Annotated in this window: 30 protein-coding genes and 1 pseudogene; 19 read left to right on the top strand and 12 right to left on the bottom strand. The window is 70.2% G+C overall.

The window, feature by feature from the left end; all coding sequences use genetic code 11:
- Positions 1 to 34: 34 nt before the first annotated feature.
- A pseudogene (locus JOD67_RS41700) lies at positions 35 to 352 on the bottom strand (hypothetical protein); the annotation flags it as partial.
- A gap of 143 nt (positions 353 to 495) precedes the next feature.
- Between JOD67_RS41700 and JOD67_RS05235 the strand changes: the two are divergent.
- Positions 496 to 1,839 carry a serine hydrolase domain-containing protein gene (locus tag JOD67_RS05235; RefSeq protein WP_205115785.1) on the top strand — a complete coding sequence of 448 codons (1,344 nt, stop codon included), beginning with the start codon at positions 496 to 498 and terminating at the stop codon, positions 1,837 to 1,839.
- Here the strand turns inward: JOD67_RS05235 and JOD67_RS05240 are convergent.
- Positions 1,823 to 2,389, bottom strand: coding sequence for a TetR/AcrR family transcriptional regulator (locus JOD67_RS05240; protein ID WP_205115787.1), 567 nt, complete (start codon positions 2,387 to 2,389; stop codon positions 1,823 to 1,825). The genes JOD67_RS05235 and JOD67_RS05240 overlap by 17 nt on opposite strands.
- 74 nt (positions 2,390 to 2,463) lie before the next feature.
- Here JOD67_RS05240 and JOD67_RS05245 point away from each other — a divergent pair, with 74 nt between their 5' ends.
- The 4 genes from JOD67_RS05245 to JOD67_RS05260 are packed head-to-tail and all read left to right on the top strand — an operon-like array spanning position 2,464 to position 5,781.
- Complete coding sequence (locus JOD67_RS05245) at positions 2,464 to 3,840, top strand: MFS transporter (RefSeq protein ID WP_205115789.1); 1,377 nt, start codon at positions 2,464 to 2,466, stop codon at positions 3,838 to 3,840.
- 17 nt (positions 3,841 to 3,857) lie between these two features.
- On the top strand, positions 3,858 to 4,802 hold the full coding sequence (locus tag JOD67_RS05250; protein ID WP_205115794.1) for a phosphotransferase enzyme family protein: 945 nt from the start codon (positions 3,858 to 3,860) through the stop codon (positions 4,800 to 4,802).
- Between the two features lie 41 nt (positions 4,803 to 4,843).
- On the top strand, positions 4,844 to 5,332 hold the full coding sequence (locus JOD67_RS05255) for an anthrone oxygenase family protein (protein ID WP_205115795.1): 489 nt from the start codon (positions 4,844 to 4,846) through the stop codon (positions 5,330 to 5,332).
- Complete coding sequence (locus tag JOD67_RS05260) at positions 5,329 to 5,781, top strand: GNAT family N-acetyltransferase (protein ID WP_205115797.1); 453 nt, start codon at positions 5,329 to 5,331, stop codon at positions 5,779 to 5,781. Before JOD67_RS05255 ends, JOD67_RS05260 begins: the two co-directional genes overlap by 4 nt.
- Here JOD67_RS05260 and JOD67_RS05265 read toward each other — a convergent pair.
- From JOD67_RS05265 to JOD67_RS05275, 3 genes are read right to left on the bottom strand one after another with little or no spacing between them, the layout of a single operon-like run.
- Entirely contained in the window at positions 5,778 to 6,560 is a 783-nt protein-coding gene (locus JOD67_RS05265; protein ID WP_205115799.1) for an alpha/beta fold hydrolase, read from the bottom strand. The two genes, JOD67_RS05260 and JOD67_RS05265, sit on opposite strands and share 4 nt — an antisense overlap.
- Positions 6,557 to 7,129 carry a GrpB family protein gene (locus JOD67_RS05270; protein WP_205115801.1) on the bottom strand — a complete coding sequence of 191 codons (573 nt, stop codon included), beginning with the start codon at positions 7,127 to 7,129 and terminating at the stop codon, positions 6,557 to 6,559. The genes JOD67_RS05265 and JOD67_RS05270 overlap by 4 nt, the downstream gene beginning before the upstream one ends.
- An 11-nt stretch (positions 7,130 to 7,140) precedes the next feature.
- Entirely contained in the window at positions 7,141 to 7,722 is a 582-nt protein-coding gene (locus tag JOD67_RS05275; protein WP_205115803.1) for a dihydrofolate reductase family protein, read from the bottom strand.
- A 71-nt stretch (positions 7,723 to 7,793) separates the two neighbouring features.
- On the opposite strand from JOD67_RS05275, the gene JOD67_RS05280 reads away from it, so the two are divergent.
- Positions 7,794 to 8,366: a TetR/AcrR family transcriptional regulator gene (locus JOD67_RS05280; protein WP_205115805.1), complete on the top strand. Its 573-nt coding sequence runs from the start codon at positions 7,794 to 7,796 to the stop codon at positions 8,364 to 8,366.
- Here JOD67_RS05280 and JOD67_RS05285 read toward each other — a convergent pair.
- Positions 8,363 to 8,959 carry a hypothetical protein gene (locus JOD67_RS05285; RefSeq protein WP_205115807.1) on the bottom strand — a complete coding sequence of 199 codons (597 nt, stop codon included), beginning with the start codon at positions 8,957 to 8,959 and terminating at the stop codon, positions 8,363 to 8,365. The genes JOD67_RS05280 and JOD67_RS05285 overlap by 4 nt on opposite strands.
- A 38-nt stretch (positions 8,960 to 8,997) precedes the next feature.
- On the opposite strand from JOD67_RS05285, the gene JOD67_RS05290 reads away from it, so the two are divergent.
- From JOD67_RS05290 to JOD67_RS05305, 4 genes are all read left to right on the top strand, one after another.
- A complete protein-coding gene (locus JOD67_RS05290; RefSeq protein WP_205115809.1) occupies positions 8,998 to 9,618 on the top strand; it encodes a class I SAM-dependent methyltransferase in 621 nt (206 codons plus the stop codon).
- 66 nt (positions 9,619 to 9,684) lie between these two features.
- Complete coding sequence (locus JOD67_RS05295; protein WP_205115811.1) at positions 9,685 to 10,182, top strand: hypothetical protein; 498 nt, start codon at positions 9,685 to 9,687, stop codon at positions 10,180 to 10,182.
- Between the two features lie 16 nt (positions 10,183 to 10,198).
- Positions 10,199 to 11,353, top strand: a complete 1,155-nt coding sequence (locus JOD67_RS41705; RefSeq protein ID WP_205115814.1) for a sensor histidine kinase — start codon at positions 10,199 to 10,201, stop codon at positions 11,351 to 11,353.
- Positions 11,350 to 11,991, top strand: a complete 642-nt coding sequence (locus JOD67_RS05305; RefSeq protein WP_205115817.1) for a response regulator — start codon at positions 11,350 to 11,352, stop codon at positions 11,989 to 11,991. Before JOD67_RS41705 ends, JOD67_RS05305 begins: the two co-directional genes overlap by 4 nt.
- 87 nt (positions 11,992 to 12,078) lie before the next feature.
- Here the strand turns inward: JOD67_RS05305 and JOD67_RS05310 are convergent, their stop codons facing one another.
- Genes JOD67_RS05310 through JOD67_RS05335 form a run of 6 tightly spaced genes read right to left on the bottom strand, consistent with a single transcriptional unit; the run spans position 12,079 to position 19,606 of the window.
- Entirely contained in the window at positions 12,079 to 12,417 is a 339-nt protein-coding gene (locus JOD67_RS05310) for a PadR family transcriptional regulator (RefSeq protein WP_205115819.1), read from the bottom strand.
- A 32-nt stretch (positions 12,418 to 12,449) separates the two neighbouring features.
- Positions 12,450 to 13,634, bottom strand: coding sequence for a VWA domain-containing protein (locus JOD67_RS05315; RefSeq protein ID WP_205115821.1), 1,185 nt, complete (start codon positions 13,632 to 13,634; stop codon positions 12,450 to 12,452).
- Positions 13,631 to 15,838, bottom strand: coding sequence for a DUF5682 family protein (locus tag JOD67_RS05320; RefSeq protein WP_205115823.1), 2,208 nt, complete (start codon positions 15,836 to 15,838; stop codon positions 13,631 to 13,633). The genes JOD67_RS05315 and JOD67_RS05320 overlap by 4 nt, the downstream gene beginning before the upstream one ends.
- Before the next feature lie 9 nt (positions 15,839 to 15,847).
- Entirely contained in the window at positions 15,848 to 16,966 is a 1,119-nt protein-coding gene (locus JOD67_RS05325; RefSeq protein WP_205115825.1) for an ATP-binding protein, read from the bottom strand.
- A complete protein-coding gene (locus JOD67_RS05330) occupies positions 16,959 to 18,314 on the bottom strand; it encodes a DUF5691 domain-containing protein (protein ID WP_443734243.1) in 1,356 nt (451 codons plus the stop codon). The genes JOD67_RS05325 and JOD67_RS05330 overlap by 8 nt, the downstream gene beginning before the upstream one ends.
- Entirely contained in the window at positions 18,311 to 19,606 is a 1,296-nt protein-coding gene (locus tag JOD67_RS05335; protein ID WP_205115828.1) for an SWIM zinc finger family protein, read from the bottom strand. The genes JOD67_RS05330 and JOD67_RS05335 overlap by 4 nt, the downstream gene beginning before the upstream one ends.
- Positions 19,607 to 19,631: 25 nt before the next feature.
- Between JOD67_RS05335 and JOD67_RS05340 the strand changes: the two genes are divergently transcribed.
- The 9 genes from JOD67_RS05340 to JOD67_RS05380 all read left to right on the top strand — a co-directional run bounded on the left by JOD67_RS05340 (position 19,632) and on the right by JOD67_RS05380 (position 26,203).
- Positions 19,632 to 20,675, top strand: coding sequence for an aldo/keto reductase family protein (locus JOD67_RS05340; RefSeq protein WP_205115829.1), 1,044 nt, complete (start codon positions 19,632 to 19,634; stop codon positions 20,673 to 20,675).
- Positions 20,675 to 21,319: a LysE family translocator gene (locus JOD67_RS05345; protein WP_205115830.1), complete on the top strand. Its 645-nt coding sequence runs from the start codon at positions 20,675 to 20,677 to the stop codon at positions 21,317 to 21,319. The genes JOD67_RS05340 and JOD67_RS05345 overlap by 1 nt, the downstream gene beginning before the upstream one ends.
- Positions 21,320 to 21,331: 12 nt before the next feature.
- Complete coding sequence (locus JOD67_RS05350; RefSeq protein ID WP_205115831.1) at positions 21,332 to 21,976, top strand: MBL fold metallo-hydrolase; 645 nt, start codon at positions 21,332 to 21,334, stop codon at positions 21,974 to 21,976.
- 118 nt (positions 21,977 to 22,094) lie between these two features.
- Positions 22,095 to 22,265 carry a hypothetical protein gene (locus JOD67_RS05355; protein WP_205115832.1) on the top strand — a complete coding sequence of 57 codons (171 nt, stop codon included), beginning with the start codon at positions 22,095 to 22,097 and terminating at the stop codon, positions 22,263 to 22,265.
- Complete coding sequence (locus JOD67_RS05360) at positions 22,262 to 22,801, top strand: GrpB family protein (protein ID WP_307782285.1); 540 nt, start codon at positions 22,262 to 22,264, stop codon at positions 22,799 to 22,801. Before JOD67_RS05355 ends, JOD67_RS05360 begins: the two co-directional genes overlap by 4 nt.
- Positions 22,802 to 22,836: 35 nt before the next feature.
- Positions 22,837 to 23,310 carry a MarR family winged helix-turn-helix transcriptional regulator gene (locus JOD67_RS05365; protein WP_205115833.1) on the top strand — a complete coding sequence of 158 codons (474 nt, stop codon included), beginning with the start codon at positions 22,837 to 22,839 and terminating at the stop codon, positions 23,308 to 23,310.
- Positions 23,307 to 24,131, top strand: a complete 825-nt coding sequence (locus tag JOD67_RS05370; protein WP_205115839.1) for an ABC transporter ATP-binding protein — start codon at positions 23,307 to 23,309, stop codon at positions 24,129 to 24,131. The genes JOD67_RS05365 and JOD67_RS05370 overlap by 4 nt, the downstream gene beginning before the upstream one ends.
- A complete protein-coding gene (locus JOD67_RS05375; RefSeq protein ID WP_205115844.1) occupies positions 24,091 to 24,909 on the top strand; it encodes an ABC transporter permease in 819 nt (272 codons plus the stop codon). Before JOD67_RS05370 ends, JOD67_RS05375 begins: the two co-directional genes overlap by 41 nt.
- Before the next feature lie 10 nt (positions 24,910 to 24,919).
- Entirely contained in the window at positions 24,920 to 26,203 is a 1,284-nt protein-coding gene (locus tag JOD67_RS05380) for a sulfatase family protein (RefSeq protein ID WP_205115846.1), read from the top strand.
- Positions 26,204 to 26,206: the final 3 nt, after the last annotated feature.

The raw sequence follows: 26,206 nt of genomic DNA on the forward strand, positions 1-26,206 counted from the left end.
ACCGCTTATGCCACACCAGCAGCACCGGCTTACCCGCAATCGGCAGATCCCGCACCACCACCGGCCGCCGACCATGCGGCGACGCGACCGCCCCACACCCCCGACACGCCTCCCGACACGCCTGCGACCCGGCCGTGGTCTGAATCAGCAGGTTCCACTCCCCGAGCAGTTCCACCGCCCGAGTCACCTCGAACCCCTCAAGGCCCAACGCGGCCGTCCACCCAGTAACGTCATCCACGGGTCCTGTGCTCCTTCCAGCCCCGGCTGATTCGCAACCAACCGAGACTGACCGGCACAGGACCCCCCTCACGAGGAGACACGCCGACAGGTCTGCTACCAGCCCCACCACCACCCTTGGCTAAGAAGAGCCTGTTTACATGGTCATTGGCCGCTTTACGTGGGGTGGACGCCAGGTAGAGCGGTCACTGGCCGGGTAAGGCGACCACGACACGCGCCGGCGCTATTTGCCAGGTACGGCCTAGTAACGTCGAGCGGGTGACCGCGCCCGATGCTGAGACGCTCGCCGAAGTTCTCTCGTACTACGACACCCTCCTCTCGTTCGGGCAGCGGTACTTCCGCGAGCCCGGCGTCCAGGTCGCCGTGTACGCCGACGGCGGGATCGCCTACGAGGCGGCCTTCGGCCAGGCGAACGTGGAGAACGGCACTCCGCTCACCGAGCGGCATCTGTTCCGCGTCGCCTCGCACTCCAAGTCCGTGACCGCGGTCGCCGTTCTCCAGCTCGTCGAACGCGGCGTCCTCCGCCTCGACGACCAGGCCGGCGCGCACGTGAAGGAGCTCGACGGCACCGCGGCCGGGCGGCTGACCCTCCGCGACCTGCTCTCGCACGGCAGCGGCCTCACCAGGAACGGGCCCGAAGCCGACTACTGGCAGCTCGAGACGCCGTTCCCCTCCCGCGACCTGCTGCTCGGCTGGCTCGCCGACGCGAGCTCGAACGTGATCGAGGACAACGTCCGGTTCAAGTACTCCAACATCGGCTACGGGCTGCTCGGCCTCGTCCTCGAGGCGACCGGCAACCCGTTCGGCGAGCACGTCCGCACCGAGATCGCCGGCAAGCTCGGCCTGAACGACCTGACCGCCGAGCTCGACACAGCCCGCCGCGCCGAGTACGCCACCGGGTACTCCGCGCTCGCGTTCGGCGACCGCGTCCCGCTCGACAACGTCGGAACGGACGCCCTCGCCGCCGCGACCGGCGTCTCCAGCACCGCCCGCGACCTCGCCACGTTCTTCGCCGCACTCCTGCCCGGCGACGAGCGGCTGCTCACCGAGGCATCCAAGCGGCAGCTCGGCCACCCGCTGTGGGCGACCGGCAGGGGCGACGACCAGCGGTACGCGCTGGGCCTGCACGTCCTCCGCATCGGCGAGCACGAGCTGCTCGGGCACGGCGGCCTCTACCCCGGGCACACCAGCCGGACGCTCGTCGATCCCGAGCGGAAGCTGGTCGTCTCGGTGCTGGTCAACGCGGTGGACGGCAACCCGGTGCGGTACGTCCAGCAGCCGTTCAAACTGCTCGACCTCGCCGCGTCGCGGTCACGCGGGTCTGCCGACCTGGGCCGCTTCGCCGGCCGGTTCGGGAACATCTTCGGCATCGGCGACATCGCGTTGCTCGGCGGGCAGCTGTACTGGCTCAGCCCCGACCAGGAGGACCCCACCGCCGAGGCCGCGTCGCTCGAACCCGACGGTGACACGTTGCGTGTGACGGGCGGCTCTGGCTACGGCGCGTACGGCGAGTCGTTCCGCTACACGTTCGAGGCCGGCAAGGCCACCTCGGTGCGGTCCGCCGACGGGATGCTTGTGCGGTCGCCTATTCCTCCTTCGTGATCGCCCGCATCGCCGCCGCGACCTGAGCGCCGGTGGGGAGCGTCGCCGGGTCGAGGAACGCCTGCAGCGACAGGCCCGCGATCAGGGCGTGCACCACCGAACCGAGGCTCCTCGTGGTGTCGTCGTCGACGTTCTCCGGCTCGGTGCCGAGGATGCCGGCGGCGAGGTTGCGCCGTGCCCCGGCGGTCGCGGCACTGAGCGTGGAGCGGATGTCGTCGTCGTACGCGGCCTGGGCGTAGGTCTGAATGCTCGCGACCAGCACCTCACGCTGGGCGGCCATCGACGCGGTCAGGCGGTCGACGGCGATGCTGAGCCGGTCGGCGGCATCCGCTCCGTCCGCGGCCATCGCGGTGTCGATCGCGTCGCCCCACTCGTTCTGCGCCTCGAGCGCCGCGGCGGTCATCAGCGCGTCCTTCGACCCGTAGTGGTAGCCGATCGACGCCAGATGCGACCCGGACGCGGTCGCGATGTCGCGGGCGGTCGTGCGGTGGTACCCCTTGTCGACCAGCAGCTTCTTCGCCGCCGCTAGCAGGTCCTCGCGTTGACTCATGGGCAGCAGGCTAGCGGGTTTTGAACGTACGTACATATTGACGCGTGGATTTGTACGTACGTACGATCGACGACATGCGCGCGACTCCTCGCACCTGGGCCGGCCTCGCCGTTCTCCTGCTCGCCGCCCTGCTGAGCTCGATGGACATCTCGGTGCTGTTCGTCGCCGGCCCGGCGATCACGTCGGCGCTCCGGCCGTCGCCGACCGAGTGGCTGTGGGCATTGGACGTCTACGGGTTCGTGATGGCGGGGCTGCTGATCGCGATGGGCAGTCTCGGCGACCGGATCGGGCGGCGGAAGGTGCTGCTGATCGGGGCCGCGTTGTTCGGGCTGTCGTCGGTTGTGCTCGCGTACGCGTCCAGCCCGGAGCTGCTGATCGCGGCTCGGGCGCTGATGGCGGTCGGCGGTGCGACGCTGGCGCCTTCGACCCTCTCGTTGATCCGCGGGATGTTCGCCGACGCGCGCGATCGGAGCGTGGCGGTCGCCGCGTGGAACGTCGCGTTCGCGGGCGGGGCGATCGCGGGGCCGATCCTCGGCGGGGCGTTGCTCGAGTACTTCTGGTGGGGCTCGGTGTTCCTCATCAACGTGCCGGTGATGGTGCTGTTGCTGGTGGTCGGGCCGCTGTTGATCGTGGAGTCGAAGAGCCCGGAGCGGTCCTCGTTCGATCTCGTCGGGGCTGGCTTGTCGATGGTGGCGATCCTCAGCCTGGTGTACTCGATGAAGGAGCTCGCGCGGGCAGGAGTGGGCGGCGTCGTGCTGCTGACCGCCTTGGTGGGCGTCGTCGCGGGCACTGCGTTCCTTCGGCGGCAGCGGCAGATCGCGCATCCGTTGATCGACCTGGGGCTGTTCCGGTCGCGTGGCTTCTCGGTGGCGATCGGGACGAGTACCGCGGTCTCGTTGGTGATGTCGGGCCTTGGTGCGCTCGCGTTCCCATTCCTGCAGTCCGTGCACGGGCTGAGCCCGCTGGAGTCGGCGCTCTGGGCGGTGCCGACGTTCGTCGGTGTGTTCGCCGGCGCGTTCCTCGCATCCCACCTGGCCGGCCGCGTCCATGCCGCCCCGCTCCTTGGCGTTGGCCTGGTGACGATGGCCGCCGGACTGACCGTCCTCGCTTCGCTGCGGCCGACGACCGGGCTGGCCACGTTCCTCGCCGGCTACAACGTGTTGACGCTGGGCTCCGGGCTCGCGACGACCATCGCCACCTCGCTGGTGTTGAGCACCGCGCCGCCCGCCCAGGCCGGCGCCGCGTCCGGGATCGCCGAGACCAGCACGTCCCTCGGCTCCTCCCTGGGCATCGCGATCCTCGGCACGATCGCCAGCCTGGTCGTGCGATCGAGCCTCACCACCGGCCTGACCACCGCGGCCCTCACCAGCGCGCTCCTCCTCATCGTCGTCGCGGCGATCGGCGTTCTCGGGCTGCGGCGGGAGAAAACCAGCGGCACTGTCGGCCGATAGTTCCTAGGCTGCGTCGAATGCCGAGCATCGTCGCGTGGGTCCAGGAAGACTTCGGGATCGAGCTGGAGAAGCTCGAACGCATCGAGCACGGCGCCGACGTGGCCGCGGCGGTGTGGCGAGGCACGGCAGCGGACGGGCGGGCGTACGCGGTCAAGTGGAGCGGCGGCGGTTCGGCCGCCGGGCTGCTCGTCCCCGCTCTGTTGGCCTCCGCCGGCGTGCGGGGCATCACCGCCCCGGTACGGGCTGGGTCAGGCGAACTGTCGACTGAACGCGACGGCCGCAGGCTGTCCGTCGTGCCGTGGATCTCCGACGAGCACTCGTTCGGCGCCGAGATGACCGAGGCTCGGTGGCACTCGTACGGCGCGGTGCTCGCCGCCGTCCACGCCGCCAGCGTCGAAGTGGACCTGCCGCGGGAGACGTACGACCACGGACGCTGGACCCGAGCCGCCCTCGAGCTCCCCGAACAGTTCGTCGGCGACCACCTTGTCCAACGGCTCGCGGACGTATGGCGCACCGAGGCCGAACGCATCCGCGTCATCGTCGACCAGACCAACGCCCTCGGCCGCGAGCTCGCTGCCGAAACCGTTCCCTTCGTGCTGTGTCATGCCGATCCGCACCGAGGCAACGTGCTGTTGACGGGCGACCAGGCCTGGCTGATCGACTGGGACGACGCGATGTTCTCGCCCCGCGAGCGCGACCTGATGTTCGCGCTGAGCGGCGTCTCGTTCTTCGGCCCGAGCACTGAGGAGGAACGCGCGTGGTTCTTCGCGGGCTACGGCCCGGTCGATGTCGACGAGCGACGAGTCGCCTACCACCACGGCGTACGTGCGCTGGACGACCTGGTCAGCTGGTCAGAACAGGCGCTCGACCCGAACGATGCCGATCGGGAGTTCGCCTTGGAGATCGTGCAGGGCTTGTTCACCGCCGGCGGACTCGCACGAAGAACGCCCATCCGTAGCTAGGATTCAGCGTCGGCACGGACGTTGGGGTGAGGGAGAACACGATGGATGTCTTGCGGGCCGTGTTCCTGCTGGCGGCGACGCTGTCGATGGGTCTGGTGGCGGGCGTGTTCGGCCTGTACTGGCACGCGGTCATGCCGGGTCTCGCGAAGGCCGACGACCGTACGTTCGTCGGTGCGTTCCAGGCGCTCGACCGCGGCATCATGAACCCCTGGTTCCTGCTGACGAACTTCGTCGGCGCCCTCGCCTTCCCGCTGGTCGCCGGCCTGCTGCTCCTCGGGCAGCCCGCGTTCGTCTGGGTCGTCGTGGCGTTCGTTCTGTACCTGGTCGTGTTCGTGATGACGATCGCCATCAACGTGCCGATGAACGACGCGCTGAAGGCCGCCGGTGATCCGAACCAGATCGACAACGCCGCCGCCCGCAAGGCCTTCAACGAGGCGCGCTGGGTGAGCTCGAACAACGTCCGCGTCGTGCTCTCGACGGTCGCGTTCGGCTTGCTGGCTTGGGCTCTCGTCGTGTTCGGCCAGTCATGACCGACGTCCGTTCCGCCACGGTGGAGGACTGGGCGGAGTTCTGGCCGATGCTCAAGGACATGGGCTCGGACGACACGGCGGAGGTCGCGCGGCCGCGGTACGTCGAGCTGTTGGCCGATCCGCGCTGGGGCGTGCTGGTCGCGTCCGACGGGTCGCGGCTGATCGGCTACGTGTCCTTGCAGGACTACGGGCCGCACCTGCGGATCGGCAGCCTGCACCGGATCATCCGCATGCACGATCTGTACGTGCTGCCCGACGAGCGTCGCCGCGGCATCGGAACGGCGCTGCTCGACGCGGCGAAGGCGTGGACCGCCGAGCGTGGCCGCTACCTCGAGTGGCAGGCAGGCGCCACGACGTCCGCCCCGTTCTACAAGCGCCTCGGCTACCGCGGCGAGCCCTGCCCGCAGCCGGAGTACCCGACGTTCGTCGTCGACTTCGCCAACGCCTAGAGACCGTCGAGGAAGGCGTTCACCACGGCCAGGTACGCCGAGCGCTGGTCGCGGCGAATGTTGTGCCCGGCGTCCGGAACGTGGGCGATGGTCAGCTCGCCGGCGGCGGCGTTCCGCAACGCCTCCGCCTGCTCAGGCGAGGTCGTCGAGCCGCGCGCGACGTCCCCGTGGATCACCAGGACGGGGCAGGTGACGCGGGTCAGCCGTTCGCTCATCGCGACCGGTGCCTCCACCGGCAGCTCGAACATCCGCTGGTCGAGCTCGCCGGTCGACCGGGCCTGCGGCTCGATCTCGTCGTCGGACCAGGCCGGGTTTCTGGCGCGAGCGTTCTCGATCCGTTCCTCCAACGACCGGGCGCGTTCGGCGAGGAACCATTCGGGCACCGAGCGCTGGGTCGCGTCGGGCACCGGCGGGGTCGGGAACGGCGGATCCTCCAGCACCACAGCGCGAACGAGCTCCGGAAACTGCCCGGCGGTCGCGGCGGCCGTGACCGCGCCCATCGAGTGACCGATCAGCACCACGCCAGCAGCCGGAATCTCCTGTGCACCCAGGACCAACGCGACATCGGCCGCGTTCGCCGACGCTCCGCCCTCGTCCTCGGGCAGACCGGACTGGCCGTGGCCGCGCGAGTCGATCGCGAGCGACCCGCGCGACGGGAACTGGTCGAACCAGGGCAGCCACACGTCGGCGTTGTCGCTGAACCCGTGCAGGAACACGGTGTCCACGTCGTCCCGTGTACGCACCCAGGCGAGATGCTCGGTCCGGCCACGCGTGATCATCGGAATGCCTCCCAGTTCGTCTCGGCGGCCCATCGTTCGGCTGCCCCCATCAACACCGTCCACGCCGGCGCCTTGATCTGCCCGTAGTCGTACAGGTCCGGAACGCTCTGCGCCAACCGCTGCTTGAACCCGCCCCACCCGTCGCGCGCTACATCGTCAGCACGCAGGAAGTCGCGGAAGAGCAGCGCTGTCCTGGCGGCGGGACTGCGTTCCCGGACGTGCACGTTGTGGCTCCGCGCGCCGACGGGCGGCGCGAACACCAGCTTGGGGTACGCGACGCCGTTCGCCTCCTCGGCGCGGTTCCACGACTCCGGCCGCAGCCGGTAACCGGCGGCGGTGAGCCGTTCGGTGAGCAGCGGCTCGTCGACGCTGGCGACCAGCACGGTGATGTCGATGCAGTCCTTCGCCGCGAGGCCGGGAACCGACGTCGAGCCGATGTGCTCGATCGCCAAAGCGAGCGGGCCGAGCGTGGCCTGGAGCTCGGCTGCCAGCTTGGCGAACTCGGCCGGCCAGGTCGGGTCGTAGTCGTGCACCTTCACGTCGTGGACGAGCTCATCGGGAAACGGCACGATGGTCGAGCTTACGCGCGTACATAGCGAATCAGCACGACTCCGCTGTCGAACGCCCGGGTCGACTCGACGGTCCACCGGTTGATCTGGAACGGCCCGTCGAAGATCGGCGCGCCCGTACCGATCGACACCGGGTTGAGCTTGAGGTGGATCTCGTCGATCTCCTCGCGCAGCGACGCTGCCAGAGCGCCGCCGCCGCAGAGCCAGATGTCCTTGCCTGATTCGCTCTTGAGCTCCCGTACCTTGGCGAGCGGGTCGGTGGAGACCAGCTCGATCGCCTTGTCGGGCACCTCCTCGAGCGTGGTCGAGAACACCAGATGCCGCATATGCGGGTACGCGTTCTCGACGCCTTCCGCGAGCGCCATCGTGTACGAGACGCGACCCTCGAGCACGGTGTCGAAGTGCTTGTTCTCGACGCCTTCGAGGCCGGCTGCCTCGCGCCAGTGTCCCGGCACCATCTCGGGATACTCCGCGGTGAGCACCGGGCCGTGGTCGCCCTCGAGCAGGAAGACCTTGCCGGTCGGGTCGCTGCGGTCGGCCTCGGCGATGAAGCCGTCGATGGTCGAGGCGATCAGGTAGACGAGCTTTCGCATGGGTCCCTCCCAAATCACTGTGGTTGTAGTACTCTAAACACAGTGGTCAGCGGATGTCCAGGGAGTGACTGATGGTTCGGCGGAACGACGAACGGCGTGCGGCCCTCGTGGACGGCGCGATCGAGGTGCTCGCCAGGGACGGGGCGCGCGGGCTGACGTTCCGCGCGGTCGACACCGAGGCGGGCGTACCCGCTGGAACGGCGTCCAACTACTTCGCCAACCGCACGGACCTGTTCCGCCAGGTGGCGCAGCGCATCCACGTCCGGATGGGGCCGTCGCCGGAGGAGGAGCTCGCTGGTGCGGCCGGGCCGCCGACGAGGGAGGTCGCGACCGCCCAGCTGCAGGCGCTGTTCGGGCGGATCGTCGCCGACCGTACGGGCTACCAGGCGCTGCTCGAGCTGCGCCTGGAGGCGACCCGGCAGCCGGAGCTGCGCGAGCTGCTGTCCGCGACGATCCGGGCCAACCACGCCCAGGACGTCGCCCGCCACGCCGCCTCAGGGATGCCGGGCGACCGTACGACCGTGCTGCTCCTCTACCTCGCGATCAGCGGCCTCGTCGTCGAACACCTCACGCTGCCCGACATGCTCGAGCCGCTTACGCCGGACGACGTCATCGCCGACCTGGTCCGACTGCTGATGCGCTAGCGGCTCGGGAAACCTCGTTCGGTCAGCCAGGCGGCGAACTCGTCGCCGGTCTCGACGCCGTCGTCCAAGACGGCCTGGTAGATCTGCTGGCCGCCGACCTCGTACGGGTACGTCGGCAGCCGGTGCCACTCGTCCTTGATGCGCAGCACGGCCAGCCGCTGCGCGGGTGTGATGCGGTCGCGCAGCGCCTCGTGCCACTCGGTCACGTTGCGGTGGACGTCGTGCAGCCAGATCGTCAGGTCGATCGTCCACGTCGCGTCGCCGCGCCGCAGCGAGATCGGCACGTGGTAGCGCTCGTCCCGCACCGCCGGCGTCGGGGCGCGGGGGCCGCGCTCATCCGCGTACGTGAAGCCCACCACGCCCGGGATCAGCACGATCTTCGCCAGCAGCGCCACGACGTCCGACGGCGTGAACGACGCGCCGGCGCACACCATCACGTCCAGGTCGCGCCACGACATCAGCCCCGACACGTAGCTCCCCGTCGGCAGCAACGAACCCAGGTCGAACGACGCCCACGCCGCCTCCAACTCGGCCAGGACCTCGGCGCCTTCGGCCTGCAAAGCTTCCTGCCGCGCGAGCAAATCGTCGTTCACCGGCGACACTATGCCGGTGATGGCGCATGATGTGCGCTGTGATTTCCGACCACCGAGCCTTCTGGAACGCACAAGCCGCGACGTACGACGACGAGGCCGACCACGGCCTGCGCGACCCCGACGTCCGGCAGGCCTGGCGCGACCTTCTCGCCGAGCTCCTTCCCACGCCACCCGCGAAGCTCGCCGATCTCGGCTGCGGGACCGGCACGCTCTCCGTGCTGCTCGCCGAGGAGGGCTACGACGTCGTCGGCGTCGACCAGGCGCCGAACATGATCGACTTCGCCGTACGCAAGGCCAAAGCCGCCGGGCTGAACGTCCCGTTCCAGCACGCCGACGCGTCGAAGCCGCCGCTCGAGGCAGGCACGTTCGACGTCGTCCTCGCCCGGCACGTGCTCTGGGCGCTGCCCGACCCGCGCGCGGCGCTGGAACGATGGCGAGACCTGCTCAAGCCGGGCGGCCGGCTCGTCCTCATCGAGGGCCGCTGGTGGACCGGCGGCGGCCTCACCGCCCAGCGGACGAAGCGCCTGCTGAACGGCATCGCCACGATCACCCAGACGCGGCCGCTCACCAACAAGGGCCTCTGGGGAGCCCCGATCCGCGACGAGCGGTACGCGATGGTCGCGGTCGTCGGGGTGGACGACGCGGCCAGCTCCACCTGAGCCTCCACCCGGATCTCCACCCGACGGTGGTCCTCGAAATCGTCGCCGATTCCTAGCGTCGTGGTCATGACTTTGAGCACGCTCGTCAACGCAGCCCTCGTCGTCGCCGTCGTCATCTACATGGTCGCGCGGCGGATGAGCTGGCAGCAGTTCAACAAGTCCGGTCGCGAGGTCTGGGTGATGCCGCTCGTCCTCATCGGCATCGGTCTGCTGCAGATGAAGGACAAGCTCGGCGGCGGCTACCACCTCACGGTCGCCGACATCGGGTTCCTCGTCGCCGGACTGGCCGTGAGCCTGGTCGTTGGCCTGTTGATGGGACGGACCGTCGAGCTGCAGACCCGCGGCACCGAGGTCTGGTACCGGATGCCGGTGATCGGCCTGCTCGTCCTTGTCGGGTACGTCGCCGCGAGGTTCGCGCTCGCGATGCTGGGACACACCATGGGGGCGACGATCACGTCGGGTGGTGGGTCGATCATGGTTTCGTTGGGCGCCAACCTGCTCGCGCAGTCGCTGGTCACGGCCTCCCGGGTCAGCACCAGCACGCTGCAGCGGGCGCGCGCCTGAGACGCAGAGGAGAACGGTGAACGTCGGCGAGCTGGTGCGGCGGCTGGTCCCGCCGCCCAGCGGCGAGCGGGTACGGGTGGGTTGGTGGATCGTCAACCTGCTCGGCACCTGCCTGTTCGTCTACACGCTGGCGTCCGCGCGGCCGACTCCCGACATCGCGGTGTTCGTCTGGACCGGGTACGGGCTCTGCATGGCGCTGTGGATCTCGTTCATCGTGCTCGAACGCCGCCGGCCGCGGCTCGCGATCGCCCTGCTCGCCGGCTGCTCGTTGCTCGCCTGCGTGCTGTCGGCCGTGCCGCAGAGCAACGAGACCACCATCGTCGCGATGGTCACGCTGGTCATCTGTGCCTCGAGCTCGTCGATCTCGGTCGTCGCGATCGTCAGCATCGGCGTGCTGGACGCGCTCGCGTTCACCGCGAGCGGATGGACGAACGACCAGCCCGTCGGTTGGTTCGCCAGCAACCTCGGCGCCGCGGCGCTCGTGCTGATGCTCGGCCTGATCCGCCGGCAGGGCCGCGTCCAGGCGCAGCAGACCGAGGAACTGCTCCGGCAGACCCAGCTCGCGCAGCAGGAGCACGCCCGCGCGGCGGCGTTGGACGAACGGACGCGGATCGCCCGCGAGATCCACGACGTGCTGGCGCATTCGCTCGGTGCGCTCGGGGTACAGCTCGAGGTCGCGGAGGCGCAGCTGGACAAGGGCGACGTTGCCGGGGCCTCGGAGCGCGTACGTCGGGCGCGGCGGCTCGCGGCGTCCGGTTTGGTCGAGGCTCGGGACGCGGTGAACGCTTTGAGGCAGGACGTTCCGTCGTTGGAGGCGGCTCTCGCCGAGCTGATCGAGGACCACGACCTGGAGGCGCGGCTGCGTACCGACGGCGCGTCCCGGGCGTTGTCGTCCGCGGCGACGGTGTCTTTGCTGCGGACGGCGCGGGAGGCGCTGACGAACGCTTCGCGACATGCGCCGGGCGCTCCGGTGTCCGTGGTGCTCACGTACACCCCGTCGGCTGTGCGACTGGCTGTGCGGAACGAGGCGGCCTCGCGTCCCGTGGTCGCCGAGCCGTCGGGTGGGTTTGGCCTGACCGGCATGCGCGAACGCATCGCTTTAGCCGGCGGCACGTTGACCGCTGGGCGGTCGGGCGAGGGTTGGGAAGTCGTGGCGGAGGTGCCGGAGTGACCGTACGGGTGGTGGTCGTCGACGACCAGCAGATCGTCCGCGACGGGCTGGTGGCGTTGCTCGGGTTGCTGGACGACATCTCGGTCGTGGGCTCGGCGGGAGACGGTTCCGAGGCTCTCGCGGTGGTGGCCTCGGCCCGGCCGGATGTGGTGCTGATGGACCTGCGGATGCCGGTGCTGGACGGCGTGGAGGCGACGCGGCGGCTGTCGCGGGACCACCCGTCCGTGGCGGTGTTGGTGCTGACGACGTACGCCGACGACGACTCCATCGCCGGAGCGCTCCAGGCCGGCGCCCGCGGCTACCTGACCAAGGACGCCGGCCGCGTCGAGATCGCCGCCGCCCTCCACGCCGCCGCGGCGGGTCAGTCGACGTTCGACCGTACGGTGTCCGAACGCCTGGTGTCAGCGCTGACATCGCGCCAGAAATCCGTTGTACGCAAGGAGAATCCAGACGGCCTCACCGGTCGCGAGGTCGAGGTCCTGTCACTGCTCGCGCGGGGATTGAGCAACGCGGAGATCGCTGGAGAGTTGTATATCGGTGAGACGACGGTGAAGACGCACATCAACAACGCGTTCGCGAAGATCAACGTACGGAACCGCTCCGAGGCAACGAGATACGCGCTCGAGCACAACCTCTAGCCTCGATCTTTCGTCCAGCGGTGGTTTCGCCCGGTCCGCCCCCGGCCCTGGGGGCCAATGATCATGTAAACATGATCAACGGCCGCTCTACGTGGGGTGGACGCCAGGTAAAGGGGCCACTGGCCGGGTAAGGCGACCGGCGTGGCCCGCAGAGGCGGCCTTGGCGGCGCGGACCTTCCTCGCCTCGGCCGCGCCGTCCTTGGTCAGCGCATAAAGCCGCCGTCGCGGGCCACGGCGGGTGCCCTCGTCCTCCCACGAGGACGTGACCCAACCAGCCCGTTCCAGCCGCTCGAGCATCGGATACACACTGCCCGAGGGCCGGCCCGTGGCCTTGATGATCGCCAGCCCCCACTGCGGATCCTTGGCCTCCAGGAGCACACCAAGGACGTCGACGGTGGCCTTGCCGATCCGTTCGAGCCTCTCCATGGCCCTAACCTACATAGGTAGATCAGGAAAGGCTAGTGGCCGACGGCGCGGCCGGTTTGTTCGGCCCAGGCGGTCACGTCTTCGCGGCGGATGGCCACGGCCAGCAGCTCCGGGAAGAGGTCCGGCGTGCAGGCGAACGCCGGAGCTCCCAACCCAGACAGGGCGGCGGCGAGCTCGTGGTCGTACGAAGGCGTCCCCGAGTCCGACAGCGCCAGCAGCACGACGACCGTCACGCCCGACGCGACCAGGTCCCGCACGCGGCGCACGAGCTCGGAAGCCGAGCCGCCCTCATAGAGATCCGAGATCAGCACCAGCACAGTGTCCGCCGGGCGGCGCACCAGCGACTGCGCGTACGACACCGCCCGGTTGATGTCCGTCCCGCCACCCAGCTGCGTCGAGAACAACAGGTCCACCGGATCCGTCAACAACTCTGTCAGATCCGCCACCTCGGTGTCGAAGACCACCAGCCGCGTGTCCACCGACCGCAACGAGGCCAGCGTCGCGCCGAAGATCGCCGAGTACACCATCGACTCGCCCATCGAGCCCGACTGGTCCACCAGCAAGATCACGTCCCGCAACGCCGACGCACGGCTGCGCCGATGGTGCCCGAGCAGCTTCTCCACCACGACGGTCTTCTCCGACGGCTGGTAGTGCCGCAGGTTCGCGCGGATCGTCGTCGACCAGTCCACGTCCGCCAGCAACGGCCGCGACGTACGGCGGGAACGGTCCAACGCCCCGTTCACCGACGCCAACAGCTGGTCCGTCAACCGCCGCTGGACATCCTCGACCACCTTCCGCACCACCGCACGCGCCGTCCCCCGCGTACGTTCCGGAATCGCCGACGACAACGAGATCAACGTCGTCGCCAGCTGGATGTCCGGCTGCGCCAGAGCCAACAGCTCCGGCTCGAACAACAGCTTCGTCAGCCCCAGCCGCTCAACGGCGTCGCGCTGCATCACCTGCACGACGGACGAAGGAAAGTACGTGCGGATGTCACCCAACCATCGATGCAGAGCCGGCGAGCTACTGCCAAGCCCACCTTGACGCTCACCACGGCGCCCGCTCGACTCGCCGTCCTCCGAGCCGTCCGCACCCGGCCCGTACAGAACGGTCAGTGCCTCGTCCCGACGCTGATCGTCCTTCTCCAGTTGGCTCAACTCGTCAGCCGAAGGCCCCAGCAACATCCGCCACCGCCGCCGGCGCTCGTCGTCGCTCATCGCGCAGCCTCCGCCAGCAAGCCCTCGACGTACGACACCAACCGCGCAGCCCGCGTCGGATCCCACTCGTCCCCAGCAGCCACCACCGGCCCCGCCTCGCCCGACACCCGCGACGCCAACGTCCGCCGCTCGGCAGTGCTGAACTCCGAAACAGCCCTACGCAGCAAGGGCAAAGCGTCCTCGAACGACGAGTCCGACAACCCCGCCAGCCACGAGTCGACCAACGCAAGCAGCCGCGGATCCGCTCCCAGCATCGTCGCCGACCCGCGCAAGAAGCCCGCCACGAAAGCCGTCGACCCCGACGAGGCAGTCACCGCCCGATGCAGCCGCACCGCCACCGCATCGGCAGACAAGGCAGAAGACTCCCACAGCAGTCGTGTTGAACGCCCGGCCGGCAACCCGTGCGCGTCGTCGGTCTCGACCAGCTTCACCAAGGACGCCTCCCACAGCTCGGCATGAGAGTCGTCCGCCATCCGCCGCACCGCCTGCTGTGCGCCGTCGATCGCCCGCACCGCCTGCTCCGCCGTGCGGTCGTCGATCCCCCGGCACGCCAACGGCAACCCCACCGCACCCCGCGACAACAGCCCATGCAGCGCCGTCCGCAACAGCTCCGGATCCGTCCCGCGCACCGACCCGTACCGAGCCGTGTCCGACAGCTCCGGCAACGCACCCAGCAGATCCAACGCGTCCGTCGCCGCGGCCGCACACCGGTCCAGCGCCTCGCGCGCGGACGTCACCACGTCCGGCAGCTCACATCCCACCGCCGAAGCGAGCAGCGAGGCGGCCTCGGAGACCCGTTCGGCGTCGACCGTACGAGACAGCAACACGCGTTCGGCAGCCGCCGAGACCGTCGTCCCGTGCCGAGCCGCCGCCGCGACGGCAACTGCCAGCGACGGGTCCCAGCGCAGCACCCACCGTTCGGCGAACGTCCCCAACCCACGCGCGGGTTCGAGCTCGCCCCACGCCACGTCCAGCACCAACAGCCGCCGGAACAACCGGGACCGCTCCCGCCCCACGTCCTTCCGCAGATCCAGCGCGACGAGCTTCTCCTCCGGCGACACCGGCAACCGGAGCCGCTTCTGCAGCCGTTCGAGGTCCCGCGCCAGCGGTGACCGGGGAACGTCGTCGCCCACCGCGCCCAGCTGCTCGCCGATCACCAGCCGGTCGCGCACGAGCCGCAGCGGTACGGAGTCGCCGCCGCACAACACCGCCAGCGTCGCGTCCGACACCTCCGACAAACCCGGCGACGGCCGCCCGCGCAACGCGGCCAACGCGTCGGCCAGCCGTACGGCCTCCACCGCGCTCGCCGTCGAGGCCGGCAAGCCTTCGGACCGCAGCACCTGGCAGGTCCGCGCGAACCATCGCGGCACCACGTCACCGTGGCCCGCACGCGAGAACAGGTGCGAGTACCAACCCGGCGAGTCGACGCCCGCGCCGTACCCCGACGTCGCCGCCAGCCGCCCGTAGCTCCACGGCACCCAGGACCCGGAGACCTTGCGTTTCTTCAACCCACGCAGCAAAGCGGCGTCATGCGTCGCCGGCGGCAACGTCGCCAAGGCGGGCGCGTGCCATGCCCCACAGACGAAGACGATCGGGCCGGAGAACTCCTTCAGACCCTTCCGCAGGAGCTGCCGCATCGCGGCCTCACGGACCAGCGTCTCCTCGTCGATCTCGTCCGCGTACTCCTCCCGCAGCGCCCCCATCGCCTCGCCGACTGCCGCGGCGAGCGTCAGCGGGTCGGCGACCGCGGAGTGCTCGACGACGTCCTCCCACCACCGTTCCGGATCGTCGAACCCGGCCGCCTCGGCCAGCAGACCCAGCGGGTCGAGGTGCACCCGCTTCCGTCGCGGCCGGAGGATCCGGTCGACCGGGTCGATGAACGCCGACGCCGCCATGTCCGCGAACCGCGCCGGCACCCCCGCGGCAGCGGCCCACGACAACGCCTGCCACTCCGGCGAGAACCCCGCGAACGGCCAGAACGCCGACTTCGACGGATCCGCGTCGTCGTGCAGCAACAGCGCGACCGGCGGCGTGAGGTCGGGAACGTGCGGCACCAACGGATCCGCGTCCGGCGGCCCCTCGATCAGCACCAGCTCCGGCCGGACCGCCTCCAGCGCCGCACGCACCATCCGCGCCGAACCCGGCCCGTGGTGCCGGATCCCCAGCACCGTGACCCGCTCCGGCAGAGCAGTGCTGCGCGCCACGAGAGAACCTCAGACCCCGCCGACCGTGAACCCAGCCACGTCGAGCTCCTGGCAGGCGCGGTAGAGGTCCCGCCACTCCGAACGTTCCTTCACCACGGTCTCGAGGTACTCCTGCCACGCCGCCGTGTCCGACACCCGGTCCTTGACGATCGCGCCGAGCAGCCCGGCCGCCACCTCGTCCGCGCCGAGCTGACCGTCGCCGAAGTGCGCCGCGAGCGCCATCCCGGAGGTGATCACCGAGATCGCCTCGGCCGTGGACAGCGAGCCGCTCGGCTTCTTCAGCTGCGTACGGCCGTCCGACGTCGTCCCGTTCCGCAGCTCGCGGAACACGCGGACGACCCGCCGCACCTCGTCCAGCGCCGGCGGTTCCGCGGGCAGCTGCAGCGCTTGACCGATCTGCGCCGACCGCGAAGCGACGATCTCCACCTCGGCGTCCTCGGTCGCGGGCGGCGGCAGCACGACGGTGTTGAACCGGCGCGCCAGTGCGGACGACATCTGGTTGACGCCGCGGTCGCGGTCGTTCGCCGTCCCGATGATCGTGAAGCCGGGGATCGCGCGGATCTGCAGGTTGAGCTCGGGTACGGGAAGTGCCTTCTCCGACAGCACGGTGATCAACGAGTCCTGCACCTCGGCCGGCATCCGGGTCAGCTCCTCGATGCGGGCCACGGCGCCGGTCTGCATCGCGCGCATGATCGGCGAGGCCACCATCGCCGCCTCGCTTGGCCCCTCGGCGATCAGCCGCGCGTAGTTCCAGCCGTACCGGATCGAGTCCTCCGACGTCCCCGCCGTGCCCTGGACGACGAGCGTCGAGTCGCCGCTGACGGCCGCCGCGATGTGCTCGGACAGCCAGGACTTCGCGGTGCCGGGTACGCCGACGAGCAGCAGCGCGCGGTCGGTCGCGAGCGTGCCGACCGCGACCTCGACGATGCGCCGGTCGCCGATGTACTTCGGCGTGATCACGGTGCCGTCGTCGAGGGTGTCGCCGAGGACATAACGGACAACCGCCTGCGGCGAGAGGCGCCAGTTCGGCGGCCGCGGCAGCACGTCGTTCTCGGCGAGGGCGGCCAGCTCCTTCGCGTGCTCCACCTCGGCCGGCGGCCGCATCACTCCGGCGGTGTCGCTACTCATAGGCCCCATTCTGCGTGACGGCCACCGACCCGTAGAGGGTGCGGCGGAGGTTGAGGACGTACTCGTGGCGGCCGTGCTCGGGCCAGCGCTCGGCGAGGTGCGGCCAGTACTGGGTCAGCAGGTCCACCGAGCCGCGCCGGATCAGCACGTCCGGCGGCCGGTTGGCCCGCCAGCGGGCGTCGGGGCTCTCGTAGAGGCGGCGGAGAACGGCGAGTGTCGTGTCCTCGGACCACGGGCCGGTGACGAGCTCGGCGGCGGACTCGAGCGCGCCGCGGTCGGGGTTGGCGGCGAGCGCAGCGAGAACGTGGGCGCCGGCGGCGGCCGGCAGGGAGCGCAGGGCGGCGAGGACGTCGCTGTCGAGCAGGACGCCGACCAGCTCTGTCGCCCAGCGGGCCGGTTCGGCGGACTTGGGGAGGCCGAGCAGCATGCCCGACGCCAACGGCACCGACCAGCGGCTGGCTCCCACCAGCTGGACCACCTCGTCGTCGGACCGGTCCAGCAGCTTGGCCCAGGCCTCGGGCGCGAGGCAGGATGCGGCGCCGCGCAGGCGGGTGGCGATGCTGCCGACCGCCGTACGTTGGCCGCCAAGGTCGCGCGCCTCGTCGTTCGGTGTCTCGCGCCGCGCGTACGGGCCGCCCGGCAGCACCTCGAGCGCGCCGTCCATGACGGTCAGGCCCTCGCGCAGCCGGAGCCTTGTCCGCCGTTCCAACGCCGTCCCCGACAGCTGCCGCAACAGCCGGAACGCCTCCCCGCGCACCTCGACCGCGCGGTCGTCCAACGCGTCCTCGAGAAACGACTCGTCCTCCTTGGTCACCGGCTCCAGCGCCGTCAACAGCGCCTTGCGGTCCGCCGAACGTCGTTCCTCCGCGAACTGTTCGGCGAGCCGGTCCCGGTCCGGGATCAGCGCGAGCTCCGCCTGCACCGCCGCCCACGACCACACCGGCCGTACCTTTGCCAGCCACACGCCACGCTCGCCGACGACCGCGCCGAGCACGTCGCGGAACGCCGGCCGCGCGTTCCCCACCGACAGCAGGTCCGGCAGGTGCCGGGGCGCGGCCACCAGCCCGGCGGTGCGGACGACCGTGCACCACTCGTACAGCAGCCCCGCGTCCTCGGTCGCCAGCATCTCGTCCAGTAGCCGGGCCAGGTCAGCCGACACCACAGCGCCCGGGGCGGGTCCGGGCTCGATCGGTGTGGCATCCGACCGCGGCGCCAGCTGCGCACCCCGTCTTGCGACGCCCATGGCGGCCAGTTTGTCCAGCAGGGCATGCGATTCGACCCCAGCGCGGTCGGAGCCGAGTACGAGCTGCTGCACGGTGTCAACCCACTCTTGACGCGACGCGTTCATCCGACCAGCTCCGGCGTTCCGTCGAACGGCGTCGCAACGCCGAGCCGCAGCACGTTCCCGTCCCACAGGCAGATGGCGCCGAACGGCTTGCCGCCGCTGACCGCCAGCGCGCGGTCGAGACCGTCGTCGTCGCGTACCGGCAACCCGTGTCCCGCTTCGTCGAGCAGCACCCACGATGCGCCGGCGGCCGCGGGCCGGACGCCCTCGCAACCCAGCGGAAACTGCCGCTGCCACGGGTCGCTGGACAGCAGCGGCTCGAGCCCGGCCAACGCCTCGGCCCACGTCGACGGCAACGGGATCGGCGCCGGCGGGCCGGTGACGTCGACGAGGCCGGGTAGCACCCGGCGCGGCGAGCCCGCCGGGTAGGGGTGCATCGTGCCGCGCAGTTCCACGCCCAGCGGCAGAAGCGGAGTCGCCGGCGCGTTCACCGCGTACGCGACCGCGATCACCCACTCCCGCCGCTCGCGCGCCCAGGCCCACTGCTGCACGGTGTTGACCTGGCCGTCCTCGTCGTCGATCGCGTTCTGCAGAAGCACGACCCAGTCGTCCTCCCACGGCGGGTTCTCGCGGACGTCGCCTTGCCGCGTCCGGAACCCGACCCGCGACCGGACCACGTCCTCCAGCGCGGTCGCCGAGCCCGTCCGCGACGCGTGCGACGCGAGCTCGATCAGCAGGTGGAGCGCGCCGATCCGTTCGGCGGCCTCCTCGGTCCAGGTCGGCCGCCCGGACGCGACCACCCACGCGAGGTCGATCACCATGCCGGACAGCCCGGGCGCCTGCGCGTCGATCATCCGCACGATCGCCGGCGCGCACCACTCGCGGCCCTGGCTTGGCAGCCCGGCTATGCCGGCGCGGACGAGGTCGTCCAGCCACTCGCGCAGCGCCGCGATGCCCGACTGGACGGTGTCCTCGCGCGCCTCGGCAGTCCGCGCCCGCTGCTGCGCACGGCGTTCGACCGCCTCCGGGGAGTCGTCGAGCTCGCGCTGCCTGCCGGCGCCGCGCCAGTCCTTGACCCACTCGGGCCGGGGATCGGGCGGGACGAGCGAGGCGGCGTGCATGAGCTGCAGCGCGATCGCGTGCTTGCAGGGGACCTTGCGGGACGGGCAGGAGCAGGTCGCCGCGCGATCGTCGAGCGCGACGCGTACCTGGTACGGGTTCTGGCCGAGCCCGAACAGTCCCCAGAGGAAGTCGTCGTCGACGCCGTACGACCGCCAGGCGCTCGGCACGGCGAGCGGGCGCGCACTGGCCGCGACCTGCGCGTCCGGCGCCAACGCGAGGACGTCGATGCTCATCGCCATCGAGCATAGGCTTACGCACATGGACTTTCGCCACCTCGGCAGCAGCGGTCTCTACGTCAGCGAAATCGCCTACGGGAACTGGCTCACCCACGGAGAGCAAATCGACCAGGACGCGGCGGAGGCGTGCGTGCACGCGGCGCTCGACGTCGGCATCACCACGTTCGACACCGCGGACGTGTACGCGCAGGGCCAGGCCGAGACGGTGCTCGGCCGCTCGCTGCGCGGCGTCCGGCGGGAATCGGTCGAGATCTGTACGAAGGTGCACGGCGCGATGGGCGACGGCCTGAACAACCGCGGCCTGTCCCGCAAGCACGTGATGGAGGCGTGCCACGCCTCGTTGAAGCGGCTCGACACCGAGTACGTCGACCTCTACCAGGCGCACCGGTTCGACGGGAACGCGCCGCTGGAGGAGACGCTGATCGCGTTCGACGACCTCGTCCGGCAGGGCAAGGTGCTGTACCTCGGGGTGTCGGAATGGACCGCCTCGCAGATCGCCGACGCGCTCCGGATCGCGGGCGACCTTGGGCTGCGCAGCCGGATCGTCTCGAACCAGCCGCAGTACAACCTGCTGTGGCGCGTGATCGAGGCCGAGGTGCTGCCGCTGTGTGAACGCGAGGGCATCGGGCAGGTCGTGTTCTCTCCGCTCGCGCAGGGCGTGCTGTCCGGGAAGTACCAGCCCGGATCGCCGCCGCCTGAGGGGTCGCGGGCGGCCGCCGGTGGCCGGGGAACGAACTTCATCGGCCGGGTCCGTTCGGACGAGATCACCGGACGTGTCGCGCAGCTCGCCTCGGTGGCCGCGGACGCCGGGCTGACGATGGCGCAGCTCGCCGTCGCGTGGGTGCTGCAGAACCCGGGCGTCTCGGCCGCGATCATCGGCGCCTCTCGTCCCGAGCAGATCAAGGACAACGCGGGCGCGTCGGGAGTGAAGCTGGAGCCGGCGGTGTTGGAACGGATCGACGAGGTGCTCGGCGACGACCTCATTGAGCGCGATCCTTCGAAGACGGCGAAGCCGTTCGCGGTCAAGGACAGCTGGGCCCACCCGGACTGGAAGAGGCCTGGCTGATGGACCTGACCCTGTTGGCGGCGTTCGCCGTCGCCTGTTTCGTGATCAGCGTCGTCCCCGGCCCGGACATGCTGAACATCGTCGCGAACGCGCTCGCGGGTGGCCGGCGAGCGGGGCTCGTCTCGGCGTTCGGCATGTCGACCGGACTCGCGATCCACACCGTGGCGGCGGCGTTCGGCCTCGGCGCGCTGATCCAGGCGGCGCCGATGGCGCTCGACATCATCCGCATCTTCGGCGCGGTATTCCTGCTGTACCTGGCGGTGTCGACCTGGCTGGCGAGCCGGAAGGCGTCGGCGCTGCCGGACGCTGTGGCGGTCGCGCCGACGATGCGGCTGCGCAAGGTCTTCTTGATGGCAACGCTCACGAACCTCGCGAACCCGAAGGTGATTATCTTCTTCCTCGCGTTCTTCCCGCAGTTCCTGTCTCCGGGGGCGGGGATGCTGCCGGTGACGGCGCAGTTCCTGCTGCTGGGCGCGACGTTCATCGGGATCGGCATCTGCGTCGACGCGACAGTGGGGTTCCTCGCCGGGACGCTGTCGGAGCAGATCCTGCGGCGGCGTTCGTTCAAGCGCTGGCTGGAGCGGGTCTCCGCGGCGATCTTCGGCGGGCTCGCCGTGCGGCTCGTGCTCGACGCTCGTTCCTAGGGAGGGCTTCTCATGCGGCTGATCAAGTACACGCACGCGTGTGTGCGGCTCGAGGCGGCCAGCAGCGTGCTGGTGATCGACCCCGGCGCCTGGTCGGAGCCGGCCGCGCTGGATGGCGCGAACGGGGTGCTGATCACACATGAGCACTTCGACCACGTCGACGTCGACCGCCTGCGCGCCGCCGTGGCTGCCGACCCTTCGCTCCGCGTGTGGGCGCCGACCGAGCTGGCCGCCCAGCTGTCGGACCTCGGCCCAGCGCTGACCGCCGTCCGCCCGGGCTCCCCGTTCTCGGCCTTCGAGTTCGCGGTCCGTACATTCGGCGAGCGGCACGCCGTCATCCACGCCGACGTCCCGCCGCCGCAGAACATCGGCTACCTCGTGACAGCGCCGGAGGACGGCACGACGGTCTTCCACCCGGGCGACAGCTTCACCGTGCCCGAGGCCGAGGTCCACCACCTCCTCGTCCCCGCGTGCGCACCGTGGCTCAAGCTCGGCGAAACCGTCGACTGGGTCCGCGCCATCCGCCCGCGTCGCACGTACCCGATCCACGACGCGATGCTGAGCGAGATCGGCCTCCAAAGCGCCGACCGCTGGATCAGCGACCTCGGCGGCGCCGACCACCGGCGCCTCGGGATCGCCGAGCCGATCGACCTGTGACTGAGGAGCTGGATCTCGCGGAAGCCATGAATCTTCGGCTGAGATTCATAGGAACTCGGGGTTTCCTATGAATTCAACAACGAGATTCATAGCAAGATCGCCACAGAGTGAGGTCCGGGTGCGTGCCGCGGAGCATGGGTACTCCGTCACCTATCCGCCGGCGAAGGCGGCCATGAAGCGGCTGGAGTCGCTGGGCATTCTCAGGGAAGTCACGGGCGCCAGCTACGGGCGGATCTACCTCTGCGAGCGAGTCCTGCAGACCCTCGATCCCCCACCCCTCGACCTGTGAGGATCGAGATCGCGCCGTACTCGCCAGCTTGGGCGGTGCGGTTCGCTGAGCTGGGGTTGGCGTTCCGGGGCGCGCTCGGTGGGGTGGCGCTGCGGATCGACCACATCGGGTCGACGTCGGTGCCCGGGTTGGCGGCGAAGCCCATCGTGGACATCCAGATCTCCGTCGCCGCGCTGGAGCCGGTCGACCCGTTCCGCGTGCCGCTCGAAGGGCTCGGGTACGTCTATCGCGCCGACAACGGAGAGCGGACGAAGCGCTACTTCCGCGAGCCGCCCGGCACCCCACGTACGCACGTGCACGTGAGACGCGCTGGCAGCTTCTCCGAGCAGTTCGCTCTGCTGTTCCGCGACTACCTCCGCGCACACCAGCACGAAGCCGACGCGTACGCCGAGCTCAAGCGGCGCCTCGCGATCGAGCACGCCGAGGACAGGGCCGCGTACACCGACGCAAAGAACCCGTTCAGCTGGGACCTCATCCGGCGCGCAGACGCCTGGGCGCAAACCATCGGCTGGGAACCAAGCGCCACCGACGCCTAGACAGATACCTCTGCGGCAGAGGTAATATCAGAGGCGTGACCACCGAGGAACTGGCTGAGGACACGCTCGCGCTGGCGGAGCAGCTGCTGCAGGGGCTGGGCGCGTTCCGGCGCGGCGTCCGACGTGGGACCGGCCCCGGGTCGCCGTTCGGCACGCTCACCGGTGCCCAGGCGGAGCTCGTGAGGCTGATCAGACGGCAGCCCGGCATCTCCGTCGCCCAAGCCGCCGCCGATCTCCGCGTCGCCGCCAACACGGTCAGCACGCTGGTCAAGCAGCTCAACCAGGCCGGCCTCGTCGTCCGCGACGTCGACCCGGACGACCGCCGCGTCGCCAGGCTGCAGCTCACCGACGAGGCCCACGACCACATCAGCAGCTGGCGGGACAAACGCGCCCACACCGTCGCGCAAGCCCTCAGCCAGCTCCCCACCCACCAACAGCAAGCCATCAAGAACGCGATCCCCGCGCTCGACCAGCTCACCGCCAAGCTCCTCGACGAGGAGACCACATGAACGAGACACCACCCAACGGCCGCGCCAAAGCGGTCGAGATCAGCCACCTTTCGCACAGCTTCAAGGAACACAAGGCCGTCATCGACCTCGACCTCGAGGTCTTCACCGGCGAGGTCTTCGGCCTGCTCGGCCCGAACGGCGCCGGCAAGACCACGACGATCCGCGGCCTCACCACGCTGCTGCCGATCCAGGAAGGCGACGTCCGGGTCTTCGGCCTCGACGTCAAGAAGCAGAAGATGGCCGTCCGACGCGCGATCGGGTACGTCCCCCAACAGCTCTCCGCCGACGCCGCGCTCACCGGCCGCGAGAACGTGATGCTGTTCGCCCGGCTCTTCGACGTTCCCCGCAAGGACCGCAAGGAGCAAGTCGACAACGCCCTCGAAGCCATGGGCATCGAAGACGCCGCCGACCGGCTCGCCTCCACCTACTCCGGCGGCATGATCCGCCGACTCGAGATGGCCCAGGCGCTCATCAACCGGCCAAGGCTGCTCGTCCTCGACGAGCCCACCATCGGCCTCGACCCCGTCGCCAGATCCAACGTGTGGGAACGCGTCAGCGAGCTCAAGGACAACACCGGCATGACCGTTCTCCTCACCACGCACTACATGGACGAGGCCGACCAGATGTGCGACCGCATCGCGCTCATGCACCTCGGCAAGCTCCGCGCGATCGGCGCCCCACAGGCGCTCAAGGACGAGCTCGGCGAGGACGCCACCCTCGAGGACGTCTTCCGACACCACTCGGGCGACTCGTTCGCCGACGAAGGAGGTGGCCTCCGCGATGTCCGCAGCACCCGTCGCACCGCCCGTCGACTCGGCTGAGCGGACGGCCTCGGCGGGCTGGCGTTTCCCCAGCCGCGTCGCCACGCTCTGCCTGCTGGAGTTGCAGAAACTCCGCCACGACCGCACCGAGATGATCACCCGCATGGTCCAGCCAGCGCTCTGGCTGATCATCTTCGGTACGACGTTCAGCCAGATCCGCGCGATCCCCACGGGCGGCGTCCCGTACATGGACTTCCTCGCGCCCGGCATCCTCGCCCAGTCGGCGCTGTTCATCGCGATCTTCTACGGCATCCAGGTGATCTGGGAACGCGACGCCGGCGTGCTCGCCAAGCTGCTCGTCACCCCGACGCCGCGCGTCGCTCTCGTTGCCGGCAAGGCGTTCGCGGCCGGCGTACGGGCGGCCGTCCAGGCCGTCGTCGTGATGATCCTCGCCGTGATCCTCGGCGTCGCGCTCACGTACAACCCGCTGAAGATCCTCGCCGCCCTGCTCGCGCTCGTGCTCGGCGCCGCGTTCTTCTCCTGCCTCTCGCTCACGATCGCCGGCCTCGTTCTCAGCCGCGACCGCGTGATGGGCATCGGGCAGGCAATCACGATGCCGTTGTTCTTCGCCTCGAACGCGCTCTACCCGACCGAGCTGATGCCGAGCTGGATCCGCTGGCTCGCCCACATCAACCCGTTGTCGTACGAGGTCGACGCGCTGCGCGGGCTGCTGATCGGCACGCCGTCCAACCTCGTGCTCGACTTCGTCGTGCTGACCGTCGCCGCGGCGGTGGGCATCACGACGGCGGCCGCGCTCATCGGCCGGCTCGCGCGTTAAGGTCGAACGAATGAGCAGCCCGAACGTTGTCATGGTCCACTGGCACGATCTCGGCACCCACCTGGGCACGTACGGCGCAGACGGCGTCAGCAGCCCGGAGGTCGACCGGCTCGCCGGCGAAGGGGTGCGGTTCGACAGCGCGTTCTGCGCGACGCCGTTGTGTACGCCCGCGCGGAGCGCGCTGATGACCGGCCGCTATCCGCACGACGTCGGCATCAACGGGCTGCAGCACCACGGCTGGGAGTACGCGCCCGACGTCCAGACGCTGCCGATGCTGCTGCGTACGGCCGGCTATCGCAGCGCGAACTTCGGTATGCAGCACGAGTCGGCGGATCCCGCCCGGCTCGGCTACGACGAGGTCTACGACGCGCGCGACCCCACGACCGGCTGGCAGCGCGCGGACACCGTGGTGGACGAGGCGTCCGCGTGGCTGTCGGCGCCCGAGCGGCGGCAGGAGCCGTTCCTCGCCGTGGTCGGCTTCTTCGAGGTGCACCGGCCGTACCCGCCGGAGATCTACCCGCCGGACGATCCGGCGGGCGTGACCGTGCCGGCGTTCCTGCCGGACAACGCGTCGACCCGGGCGGACCTGGCCGGGTTCCAGGGGTCGATCCGGATCGCGGACGCCGCGGTCGGGCGGCTGCTGGAGACGTTGCGCACGCAGCGCCTGCTCGAGAACACCTGGGTGATCTTCACGACCGACCATGGGATGGCGTTCCCCGGCGGCAAGTCGACGCTGTACGACCCGGGCATCCGGATCTCGCTGATCGTGCGCCCGCCCGACGGCGCGGCGTACCGGCGCGGAACGGCGACCTCCCGACTCGCCGCGCACGTCGACGTCGTGCCGACGCTGCTCTCGCTCGCGGGCGCCTCGATCCCGGCCGAGGTGTCAGGGCTGAGCCACCTGGAGTGGCTGCGCGGCTCCGACCTCGCGATCCCGCGGGTGAACGTGTTCGCGGAGAAGACGTTCCACGACGCGTACGACCCGATGCGCGCCGTGCGGACGGGACGCTGGAAGTACATCCGGAACTACGTTCCCGGCCCCCGGCTTGTGCTGCCGCTGGACATCGAGGCGAGCCAGACCCGCGCGGGTATGGGCGACGAGCACCTCACACCGCGCCCGGACGTCGAGCTGTACGACCTGGCCGACGACCCGGTGGAGCGGACGAACGTGGCCGGAAAGCCAGAACTGGCTGAGATCGAGAACGATCTCAGCCAGCGCTTGGAGCAATGGCAGCGGGACACGCACGACCCGCTGCTCTCAGGGCCGATCCCCGCCCCTGCTGGCTTCAGCTGAGGC

The sequence above is a fragment of the Tenggerimyces flavus genome (genome assembly GCF_016907715.1).
GTDB lineage: Bacteria > Actinomycetota > Actinomycetes > Propionibacteriales > Actinopolymorphaceae > Tenggerimyces > Tenggerimyces flavus.